Annotated in this window: 10 protein-coding genes; 5 read left to right on the forward strand and 5 right to left on the reverse strand. The window is 68.8% G+C overall.

The features are described from left to right. Positions 1 to 187: 187 nt before the first annotated feature. A complete protein-coding gene (locus HNR40_RS53330) occupies positions 188 to 2404 on the reverse strand; it encodes a catalase (RefSeq protein WP_184976610.1) in 2217 nt (738 codons plus the stop codon). Between the two features lie 30 nt (positions 2405 to 2434). Then, complete coding sequence (locus HNR40_RS53335; protein WP_184976613.1) at positions 2435 to 2989, reverse strand: hemerythrin domain-containing protein; 555 nt, start codon at positions 2987 to 2989, stop codon at positions 2435 to 2437. 640 nt (positions 2990 to 3629) lie between these two features. On the opposite strand from HNR40_RS53335, the gene HNR40_RS53340 reads away from it, so the two are divergent. From HNR40_RS53340 to HNR40_RS53350, 3 genes are all read left to right on the forward strand, one after another. Then, positions 3630 to 4304: a DUF6766 family protein gene (locus HNR40_RS53340; RefSeq protein ID WP_184976615.1), complete on the forward strand. Its 675-nt coding sequence runs from the start codon at positions 3630 to 3632 to the stop codon at positions 4302 to 4304. Positions 4305 to 4505: 201 nt separating this feature from the next. Next, positions 4506 to 4883 carry a glutamate-cysteine ligase family protein gene (locus HNR40_RS53345; RefSeq protein WP_246510923.1) on the forward strand — a complete coding sequence of 126 codons (378 nt, stop codon included), beginning with the start codon at positions 4506 to 4508 and terminating at the stop codon, positions 4881 to 4883. Positions 4884 to 4992: 109 nt separating this feature from the next. Then, the gene (locus HNR40_RS53350; protein ID WP_184976617.1) at positions 4993 to 5313 is read left to right on the forward strand and encodes a helix-turn-helix transcriptional regulator; all 321 of its coding nucleotides are present in this window, start codon (positions 4993 to 4995) and stop codon (positions 5311 to 5313) included. Between the two features lie 87 nt (positions 5314 to 5400). Here HNR40_RS53350 and HNR40_RS53355 read toward each other — a convergent pair whose 3' ends face one another. Together HNR40_RS53355 and HNR40_RS55980 are read right to left on the reverse strand one after the other, a co-directional pair. Then, positions 5401 to 7260 (reverse strand): CheR family methyltransferase, encoded by a 1860-nt coding sequence (locus tag HNR40_RS53355; RefSeq protein WP_312896886.1) that lies wholly within the window; start codon positions 7258 to 7260, stop codon positions 5401 to 5403. An 11-nt stretch (positions 7261 to 7271) separates the two neighbouring features. Continuing rightward, positions 7272 to 8279: a chemotaxis protein CheB gene (locus tag HNR40_RS55980; RefSeq protein WP_246510924.1), complete on the reverse strand. Its 1008-nt coding sequence runs from the start codon at positions 8277 to 8279 to the stop codon at positions 7272 to 7274. Between the two features lie 366 nt (positions 8280 to 8645). Here HNR40_RS55980 and HNR40_RS53360 point away from each other — a divergent pair, with 366 nt between their 5' ends. After that, complete coding sequence (locus HNR40_RS53360) at positions 8646 to 9050, forward strand: ATP-binding protein (RefSeq protein WP_184976621.1); 405 nt, start codon at positions 8646 to 8648, stop codon at positions 9048 to 9050. 3 nt (positions 9051 to 9053) lie between these two features. After that, the gene (locus HNR40_RS53365) at positions 9054 to 9758 is read left to right on the forward strand and encodes an STAS domain-containing protein (RefSeq protein ID WP_184976623.1); all 705 of its coding nucleotides are present in this window, start codon (positions 9054 to 9056) and stop codon (positions 9756 to 9758) included. Positions 9759 to 10096: 338 nt separating this feature from the next. Here the strand turns inward: HNR40_RS53365 and HNR40_RS53370 are convergent, their stop codons facing one another. Then, positions 10097 to 10624, reverse strand: coding sequence for a cysteine hydrolase family protein (locus HNR40_RS53370; RefSeq protein ID WP_312896887.1), 528 nt, complete (start codon positions 10622 to 10624; stop codon positions 10097 to 10099). Between the last annotated feature and the right edge of the window lie 223 nt (positions 10625 to 10847).

Raw genomic sequence — 10847 nt, forward strand, 5'->3', positions numbered from 1 at the left:
CACCGGCACCGACCACCTCTTCCACACCCACCCCTCACCACAGCAAGCGATGAACGCCGCCCACCTCACCAGCACATCCACCTACAGCACCTGACAGCGTGGTCCGGCACCCGGCGCATCCCTGCCGCCCCACGCCATCGAAATGAGGGAGAGGGACCCAGCGGCGCCCCTCTCCGTGGCCACCTTGCTATCCGAGCGTGCTGGGGAAGCGTTCCCAGACGCGGTGTCGCGCCAGCAGATCGGTCACCTTTTCCAGGACGGCCGCCGCCGCGTCGCCGGTAACCACGCCGGGCGCCCCGGCCGGGATCGCCGCGGCGTCGAACACCTCCTGCGCGTCGCCCCAGCCGCCGATCGGCTTGGCGTGCCGGTAGGCCTCGCCCAGCAGCAGCACGACCCGCGGGTCGACCGCACCGCCCACTCCGGCCTTGGCGTCACGGACGCCCTGCGCGTCGGCGGCGGGCTCCGGAGCTCCGGCCACGAGGATCGCGTCGAACTCCACCGACCGGGCCGCCGCGAACGTGCGCTGCACGCTCACGGGTTCACCTTCGCCGGGCAGGACGCCACCGGCCGGCGCGATCACCAGTGGCACCATGCCGCCCTCCAGCACCGCCTGCCGTGCCGTACGGACCGCGTCGAGATCGTCACCGGCCACGATGCCGATGACCCGGCCGGCCGTCGGCCAGCTCTCCCCCACCTGTGACAGCGCGGGGCTGGGCTCCGGGTCGCCTTCCGGTGCGCCGTCGGGCACCGGCAGGCCGAGCCCGGCGGCGACCTCCTGGCACAGCACCGGATCGATCCGGGCCAGCACCAGGAGCTGCCGTTCCTTGATCGCCTGCTCGTACACCTTGCTCAGTTCGAAGGTGTAGGCGGCGATCACGTGCTCCTGCTCGGTCGGCGACAGGCTCAGCCAGAACAGCCGCGGCTGGGTGAAGTGGTCGTCGAAGGAGGCGGGCGCGAGCCGTCCGCGCGGCCCCGCCTCCACCGGGAAGGGCGCCTCGATGTAGCCGTCGGGCGCGTGGAAGGGGCAGCCGCCGTCCAGCGAGTTCGGCCGGTACGGCGCCGCCCCCGCGTGCACCGCGCTCTGGTGCATGCCGTCGCGCAGCATGTCGTTGACCGGGGCGTGCGGCCGGTTGATCGGCAACTGGTCGAAATTCGGTCCGCCGAGCCGAGTGATCTGGGTGTCCAGATAGGAGAACAGGCGCCCGGCCATCAGCGGGTCGTCGGTCACGTCGATGCCCGGCACCAGGTGACCGACGTGGAAGGCGACCTGCTCGGTCTCGGCGAAGTAGTTGACCGGGTTGGCGTTGAGCGTCATCAGCCCGATCGGCTGCACCGGCGCGAGCTCCTCGGGCACGATCTTCGTCGGGTCGAGCAGGTCAATGCCCTCGTACGTCTGCTCCTCGGAGTCGGGGAAAACCTGCACGCCCAGCTCCCACTCCGGGAAGCCGCCCGCCTCGATGGCATCGGCCAGATCGCGCCGGTGGAAGTCGGGGTCGATGCCGCCCAGGAGCTGCGCCTCCTCCCACACCAGGGAGTGCACGCCCGCCTTCGGCTTCCAGTGGAACTTCACCAGGACGGTGCCGCCATCCTCGGCGACCAGCCGGAAGGTGTGGACGCCGAAACCCTCCATCATCCGGTACGAGCGCGGGATGCCGCGGTCCGACATGTTCCAGATGGTGTGGTGGGTGGCCTCGGTGTGCAGGGACACGAAGTCCCAGAACGTGTCGTGCGCGCTCTGGGCCTGCGGGATCTCCCGGTCCGGGTGCGGCTTGCCGGCGTGGATGACGTCGGGGAACTTGATCCCGTCCTGGATGAAGAACACCGGGATGTTGTTGCCGACCAGGTCGAAGACGCCTTCGGAGGTGTAGAACTTGGTCGCGAAACCCCGCGTGTCGCGGACCGTGTCGGCCGAGCCGCGCGAGCCCAGGACCGTGGAGAAGCGCACGAAGACCGGGGTCTCGACGTCCTTGGCCAGGAAGGCGGCCCTGGTGAGCGAGGCGGCGGTGCCGTACCCGCGAAAGATCCCGTGCGCGGCCGCGCCGCGCGCGTGCACGACGCGCTCAGGGATGCGCTCGTGGTCGAAGTGCGTGATCTTCTCGCGCAGGTGGTGGTCGCGCAGCAGCGTCGGCCCGCGCGGTCCGGCCTTGAGCGAGTGGTCGGTGTCGGGCAGCCGGGTGCCGGTGGCCGTCGTCAGGAACTCCCCGCCCTGGGCGCGGGTCTGCGCCGTCTCGCCGGACGGCTGCCCCGTGGGCGTGAACGGGCCGGGTCCGCGCTGGTCCGGCTTGGGGGGTAGCGGATCGCGCGGTTCCACGGGTTCGGCGAGGCTCGGCGCCTCGGCGCCAGGCCGCCCCGGGATCTTTCCTTGCGTGTCGCGGTCTGCCGCCTTGTTCCTGTTTTTCGGCATGGAAACGTTCCCCCTACGTTGGATGTGTTTCTAGTCGCTGAGCGCGTCGATCAGTTGGTCCTTGGTCATCGAGCTGTAGCCGGTGACGCCCTTCTCCTTGGCCTGCTCCAGCAGTTCCTGTTTGGTGCGCCCGACGGGCTTGGGCGGCGTCGCCAGTTCGTCGGCCTTGGCCTGGCTGAAGACGCGGCCCAGCGTGACGAGCTTGTCGGCGGGGATGGCCTTGGCCAGGGCCGGGAGGATCTCGCTCTCCTCCTCCTCGACGTGATGGCTGACCGCCTTGACCAGGTTCTCCAGGGCGCTGAGGAACTCCGGCTTGTCGGGGTTGGCGTCCATCAGCTTGGCCAGCAGTTCCTCGGCCTGATGGTGCTCCTCGACGCCGTGGTGGACCTCCCCTCGCTCCGACGGTTTGGCCTTGGCCAGCGTGGGATAGACCTTCGTCTCCTCCGCTCGCGCGTGCGCGACGAACTTGGCGGCCAGCTCGGCCACCAGTGCGGGACGGTTCTCCGGCTGCCGCTTCAGCTTCTCGAAGAGCACCTCGACGTCGCGATGATCCGCCTTGATGAGGTCGATTACGTTCTGTGACATAGATCCTCCTGATCGTGACGAGCCTGGTGCTACCCGGCCCAGAGGAACACATGCGGACGTTGGACCGCTTACGCGTATCGATCACCCAAACACCCATGTGAATCGCGAGAGGTGACAGGAGGTGATCGGAGGGTAAGGAGCTCGATATGAGTGCGCGCACAGGAGCCGTCAGGTTGCTGACCGTAACCTTGATCTTGGGGGCGACGGGCTGTTCCTCCGCCGCGCAGAAGCCCCGGGCTTTGGCGGCGGCGGAGGGCTTCTACACCGCGATCAGGGCCGGGCGGGCAGAGCAGGCCTGCTCCTTGCTCTCTCCTCGGGCCAGGGAAGGTCAGGAGAGCGCCGGTGAGACATGTGCCTCTTCAATCGTCGACCTGCGCCTGCCTGGCGGGCGGTCGTTGGAGACCCAGGTCTGGGGGGATGAGGCGCAGGTACGGCTGAGCGCCGACACCGTGTTCCTGCACCGGTACGCCAACGGCTGGCTGGTGAGGGCCGCGGGATGCGCCGCGCGAGAGGCCCGGCCGTACAGGTGCGAGATAGAGGGTTGAGATGCGGGTCATGTTCGCCACGACGCTGGCCATCATCGTGATCGGCCTGGCGTACATGCTCGTCATCGGCCTGCTGGGCCGTTGAGGAGGGCCGGATGAGACGTTTCGTCAAGGACAACGCCCTCAGCCTGTTCTTCCTGCTGGCTTTCCTGGCCGCCCTCGTCGGCCAGTCGATCGCGGGCACCGCCGACTACAACGCCACCCAGCTGAGCGACGGGGGCGAGCCGGTCTCCTGGCCGGCCTACGTCACCTCCTCCGACTTCGCCGTGGACGTGGCGGAGAACTGGCAGTCGGAGTACCTGCAGTTCCTGCTGTTCATCATGGTCACCGTCTGGCTGGTTCAGCGGGGGTCGCCGGAGTCGAAGAAGCCCGGAGAGGAAGGCGCGCAGAGCGACCAGGAGCAGAAGGTCGGCCCGCACGCCCGGCCCTCCAGCCCGGCGTGGGCCAAGACGCGGGGGTTGCGCCAGAGCGTGTTCAGCAACTCGCTCGGCCTGGTCATGGGGCTGGTCTTCCTGCTGTCGTGGCTGGCCCAGTCGGTTGCGGGCACCGCCGCGTACAACAACCGGCAACTGGCCCAGCTGCAAGATCCGGTGAGCTGGGGAGCGTACGTGGCCTCGGCCGACTTCTGGAGCCGCACCTTGCAGAACTGGCAGTCGGAGTTCCTGGCCGTCCTGTCGATGGTCGTCCTGTCGGTCTATCTGCGCCAGCGCGGATCACCCGAATCCAAACCCGTCGGCGCGCCGCACGCCACGACGGGCGAGGAGAACTGACGCCTTTCTCGCGGTGCCCTGCGAATGAAGCGGGTGCCCTCCGCGCTCACGCCTGGCGTCGCACGGCCCCTCCGGCGGAGGATAAAGCAAAGGTCAGATGCGTGATCGGCGCTCTCGGGGTAGGGGTGACGAGATGTCCACCTGCCGAGGGGCGTCCTCGGGTGAGCGGTTCACCCACATCGCCGACCACCAGAGCTCCGGATGCCACGTACACGTCGGCGTGAAGGATCGCGAAACAGCCGTCGCCGTGATCACCATCTGCGTCCCTGGCTGCCCACCCTGCTGGCGCTGTCGGCCAACTCCCCGTTCGACCGTGGCCGTGACACCGGCCACGCGAATGGTCCAGCGGTCGCGGTTCCCCGGCGCGGGGGTCACGCCCGGTTCGGCTCCGCCGCCGCCTACGACCGGGAGGTGGAGCGCCTGGTCTCGTGCGGGGTGCTGGTGGACGATGCGGCGGCCGTGTGGAACGCGGCACGAGACGGGCTCGACGGCCCCGGAATCAACCCCTTCGAGGAACGTCCCGTGCCTGCGCTACCGGCACGGGGCTTTTGGGCGGAGCCGATGAAAAGCCGGTGGTGATCCGAAGCATTCCCTGAAGGATGTTACGTGAAAGATGCTTCGCCCTAAAGTAGAGTGTTAGTCGTCGTGCCGACATTGTCGGCCATGACGGACCGGAAGGGTGGCGACCGTGAGCCTTGATCCGCTCGATCCCGCCGCGCTTCGCTGGACCTTTCTCACACACCACGCCCGCGTGCTGCTGGAGATCGCCCGCGACCCCGAGGTCCGCATACGTGAGGTCGCCGCCGACATCGGCGTCACCGAACGCACCGTGCAGACCGTCGTCAACGACCTGCGCGATGCCGGCTACCTCACGCGTGAACGGATCGGCCGCCGCAACCACTACAAACTCAACCCCGACCTTCACTTCCGTCACCCCGCCGAAGCCGGAATGCCGGTGGGGCGGCTGATCGACATGTTCTCCGGCCGAGGCCGGCACCGCTCCCCATAGGTGCGGTCCCACTCCCGACGGCCGCTGTGCAGGCACTCCAGACCAGCGGATCAGGATGGAAGCGCACCTCGTTCCCATGCGATGGTCTCACTCGGAGGAGTCGAGGACGTCCATCACCATGATGATGCCGACGACGTTGTCGTCCTCCGTGCGCAGCCGGGAGAACTCCACCGCGAAACGGGTCGCCTTGCCGCGGCGGTTGACGGCGTCGAGCACCACGCCGTCCGGCCAGTCCCGAGGGTCCGAACCATCCGCCAGCAGAACGCGCAGGTGCGCCGACAGCGCCTCGAACGGCAGGCCGATGTCCAGATCGGCGAAGGGCCGGCCCGTGGTCTCGTCGGCGCGGGCACCCCACAGCTCCTCCGCGCCGGGACTCCAGACCAGCACGCGCAACTCGGAGTCGACCACCGCCACGGCGTCGCCGAGGCTGCGCACCATGGAGGAGACGAACTCATTGGCTCGATCGAGATCACGGCTCCGGGCGCTGAGTTCGTCGTTGAGCTGCTGGAGCTCGTCGTTGGTGGACTGGAGTTCCTCGTTCATCGTCTCCAGTTCCTCGTTGGTCGATTGAAGCTCCTCGTTGGTCGTCTCCAGTTCCTCGTTGGTGGACTGAAGTTCCTCGTTGGTCGTCTCCAGTTCCTCGTTCAGCGACTGGAGCTCTTCGTAGGCGTGCCCGAGCTCCTTGTTGGCCTGCTCCAGGTCGTCGCGGAGCCTGCGGTAGCGGGTGACGTCGTAGAAGCTGACGCTGACGCCGACCAGCGTCGCGCCCTCGCCACTTTGGAGCGGCATCACGGAAATGTCGAAAACGCCCACCTCCGTCTGGCCGGGCCGATGCCAGACGACCTCCCGCAGCTCCACCGCGCGCAGCTCCGACTGCGCCCGCTCGATCACCGATCGCAGCTCGATAGGGCGATACGACATCTCCAGGTCCTGAAACGGCCTGCCGATGTCGCGCAGGTTGAGGTTGAACAGCACCTCGGCCCGCGAGTTCACCAGCGCCAGCCGCCCGTTGACGTCGAGCGCGATCTGGGCCACCGGCCCGGAGGCCAGAGCCGCGGTCTTCAGCTCGGCCACCATCGCGTGGGGGCCGTCCAGCGCATCCGGCGGCCACTGTCCGCGCGCGCCCGGTAGCGTCGTCCCGCACTTCGTGAACAACCGCATCCGCAGGTCGACCGGCTGGAACCTGTCCGCGTGGTTGAGCAGCATCTCGGCCTTGCCGAGGAACAGATAGCCCGGGCTGGCCAGGGCGAAGTGGAAGCGCCTGATGATGTTGAGCTGGGTCTCGGTGTTGAAGTACATCAGGGTGTTGCGCGCGAGCAGCAGGTCCACACGGGAGATGGGCGCGTCGCAGGTCAGGTCGTTGCGGCCGAAGATGACCTGCCTGCGCAGGTCGCGCCGGAACGCGAAACCGCCCTCGACCCGCTCGAAGTAGGCTTCCCGCAGCCCTGTCGGCAGCTCGCCCATCTGCCGCTCGGTGTAGGTGGCCGCTCTGGCCACCTGCAGCGCCTTGTCGTCAAGGTCGGTCGCGTAGATCTTGACGCGTTCCTTGAACTGCTCGACACCCAGCTCCTCGGCGAGCATCATCGCCAGGCTGTACGCCTCCTCACCGGTGGCGCAGCCGGCGCTCCACGCCCGGATCGCCTTGCCCGCCGGCTTGGCGGCCACCAGAGCGGGGAGCACGCTCTCGCGCAGCGCTTCCCAGGCGGCCGGGTCACGGAAGAAGCTGGTGACGTTGATGAGCAGGCTGTCGAAAAGCCGGTTGAACTCCTCCGGCTCCAGCTCCAGATAGTCGCGGTACGCGCCGTAGTCGCTCAGCTTGAGCGCCTCCAGGCGCCTGCTGATCCTGCGCATCAGCGTGGTCCGTTTGTAGCCTGTGAAATCGAAGCCGCGCGTCTCCTTGAGCATGGCCAGGAGATCGTCGAACTCGTGTTCCTCCGCCACTATCACAGCTGACCAGCTTACGCCTGGCCACCCCTCCAGGCGCCCCCGAGTGTGGCCTGCAGGGCGCGGATCGTCTCCAGCGCTTCCCGGGTTTCGCGTGCCTGTTCGGCGAGGCGCGCGAGCGACATCCTGTGGCCCTGCCCCGCGGCCGCACCGATCATGCGTTCCAGCAGCCTGTGGCGCTCCTCCAGACGCAGGATGGCCACCCACAACGCCCGTTCGACCACGTCCGCCTGGCTGGAGACCATGGTGTCCGGCGACCACGAGTGCCCGACCCGGCAGGCGTAGCGCTGCTCGCGCATGGCACGCTGCTCGTAGAGCGGGCCGTTGCATTCGGGACAGGTGAAGCCGGTCAGTTCCCCGGACGGAGTGTCCGGCAACCGCGGCGACAGGTAGCGGGACAGCTCGCGCCGCAGTTCCTCGTCGGGCGTCGTCTCCTCTCCCGATGCCGGCGTCAGGCTCTGGTCTACGGCCCAGTCCGCCAGCCGCGTCACGTCGAGAATGTGCGCCCGTTCCACGGCCTTGGCCGCCGCCTGCGGCATGCCGGCGAAGTCGCTTTTCCGGGGATCCTGCACGGCGACCGCCCCGCCGTGGCGTTCGATCACCGCGCAACCCCGTGCCCCGTCGTCGAGCGTCCCGCTGAGCACGATCCCGGACACCCGCGGCCCGCCGTACAGCGCGGCGCTCATGAAGAGCAGATCGGCCGCCGGACGGTGACCGTTGTAGCGCGGGCCACGCGACAGGTGCTGCCTGCCGCCGTGCACCAGCAAGTGGTGGTCCGGTACGGCCACGCGGATCTCACCCGGCGCGATCGGGGCTCCGTCCTCGGCGGGCATGGCCTTGAGCGGGCCGGACCGGTCAAGGATGCCGGCCAGGGCGCTTCCCGCGCTGGCCGACACGTGCAGCACGACCAGGACCGCCGCCCGCAGGCCCGGAGGAAGCCGCGATACCAGCGCGCGCAGCGGCTCGACCCCGCCGGCGGAGGCGGCCACGACCACGAGGTCTCGTCCCCGATCGCTGTCCATCGGTATCTCCTGCCCACATAGGTGAATCATGCACGAGCCGGGCAGGTCTCATCCCCCACTCGTCACGCCCGCTCGCTTGGAGCGTCAGGTTCTCAGTGCCCGACGTCACCGCCACCGACCGTCTGGCGGACGGGCGTCGCCGGGTTTAACGCCCTGTGGGCGGGCACGACGGTCCCAGAGGGGAAAGTCTCCGGCACGCGGCCAGGGCCCGCCGCTAGCTTCCGCGGCCCTGGTCGCGTGCCGGAGCGGAACCGGCCCAGAGGCGAGCCGCTCTTGGAGATCCGGTCAGCGGACCGCATGCTGGGAAGGAGAGCCAACCGCGCGGACGGCGTCACCGGGCCGCGAGTAAGGTCAGCGAGCATGTGGGTGAGCTCGACCACCGTCTGGCCGGTCAGCGACGACCTGGCCGGCCTACGTCTGCTCGTCGACACCTATGCCCGCCGGGCAGGCTTGGCCTCTCGTCAGCGTGAAGACCTGAAGCTGGCGGTCAACGAGGCGGTCACCAACGTCCTCGACCATGCCGGCGGCCGAGGCGAGGTCCGCCTCCGCATCGATGACGAACACCTGACCGTCGACATCTGTGACAAGGCCGGGCTGCTGGCTCCTGACGCCTTTCCCGCCCAGTTGCCAGAGATTGACGGGCTCGCCCGCAAGCCCGGCAGTTTCGGCGTCGGGCTGTGGCTGATGCGCCAGGTCTGTGACGAGGCCACCATCACCCAGCAGGCGGGTGAGTCACGGGTGAGTCTGCGCATGCGCCGAACGGAGTCGTGATCCATGATTGAGCCGAGCGACCACGGGAGCGAGCCATCGACGAGGCTGTCGGCCCGCGTCGTTCGCAGCGGCGGGCAGGCGGCCACCCTCGTGGTCGCCGGCGCTCTCGACTGCGGCACCAAGCATGTACTCCAGGCGTTGCTGCCGGATCTGATCCGCACCGGCGTCATCCATGTCCTGGTGGAAGCCGCCGAGCTGAACTTCTGCGATCTCAGTGGCGCTCGTCTGCTGGAAGACCTGCACGCGCGTCTGCACGCCTTCGGTGGCGCCGTCACCGTGGCGCCCTCTCCTCCCGTGGCGCGGATGCTGGAGCTGATCTGGCCGCGTCACGAACGCGCCTTCCCCAACCTCATCCGCCCGCTCTCGACCGCCGGCAGTCCCCCGCCGATCAGGCATCTGCCCACCCTGCGAGCAATAGGCGGCAGACGCCGGCGTACACCGGCGAACACCTCCCCGATCGCGTCCGGCCGGCCGCCCGTCGACATCGCCGGCGCCATCGAGCGGGCCACGCGGTTGCGCCACCGCGCCCGGCTCCTGGCGGAGAGCGCTCGCGAGCAGATCCGCCGCTCCTACCAGGTGCTGGCCGCACTGCACGACACCCTTGCCACCACCCACCACGTCCAAGCCTCCCCGCCCCGGCCATGCGCGATCGCACACACCGCCGCAGCCGCGGCCATGCGGGCCCAGGCCGCCCGCTACCTCCCTTGAACGCGCGGTTTGAGGCTCGACGGCGCCGGCTTGCTTCTGGCGCGCAGCGTCCGGGCCAACGCGGCGGTGGCTGGTACCGCACCGCCGGCGCACGGCAGCGCTCCGCTCCCGCCGTTCGCGACCTGGGCGCGAGTACGGTCGCCACCGGCTAGAACATGCCGAAGGACCAGGTGGCCGGGGCGTAGGGCTTGTGGTCGGCGAACAGGCCCAGCGCGGTCTTCTGCACGTTGGCGACGGCGACGGAACCATGACCCTCCATCGGCAGCGAACCCGGGCAAGCCGGAAAGAAGCACCGCCGACGACTACACGCGCAGTTGTCCGGCTGAGCGAGGAAAGTTTCAATGCTCCAGGCTGCTGTGGCCCGGCACGACCGTTGCGCGCATGTTGCTTCGCATCATGCGGATCGCAGCATCGGCAAGATCGCGATGAATGTGCGCCACGCAGTCTCCGGCCACGCGGACGGTGAACTCGCGCACGTAGGCGTCCAGCGCCGTGTACAACACACACTGCTCGGTCACCTGCCCGGTCAGCACCAGCGTCTCGATGTTCTCCCGGCGCAGCAGGTACTCCAGAGGTGTGCCGAAGAACGCGCTGTGCCGTCCCTTGGGCAGGAAGGCGCATCCGGGGGGCAGCGGAAGGGGCTCGACGAGATCGGGCCGCCGCCCCTCGATCGCACGCCGACGGATGTCCTCCGGCCCGGCGGCGAAATCCTGGTGATTGTCGTTGACGTAAACGATCTCGATGTCAGGGCGCTCGTGCGCCGCACGGACCAGCTGGGCCAAGGGCCGCAGGATCTCCTCCACGCTGCGTGACAGAAGCTCGGCGTCCTCGTGCTCGTAGGGATTGAACATGTCCATCACGAGCACGGCGGTCCTGTTCGTCGTACTCACCGCCGTGACGCGTGCGGCGTCAGCATGAGCCCCGTCATGCCGAATCGGCCTTCCCAGCCGCCCTCGCCGGATCGGGACCGCCCGGGGCCGCCGCGGGTATGGGAAGGTGTTCCGCGCGGATCACCACGAGTTCCTCATAGCGCTGGCCCGGCAGGATCAGCCCGCGTTCCTCCAGCCATGCCGCCCGGCCGTACATGAC

It is taken from the genome of Nonomuraea endophytica, from assembly GCF_014203235.1.
Taxonomy (GTDB): Bacteria; Actinomycetota; Actinomycetes; order Streptosporangiales; family Streptosporangiaceae; genus Nonomuraea; species Nonomuraea endophytica.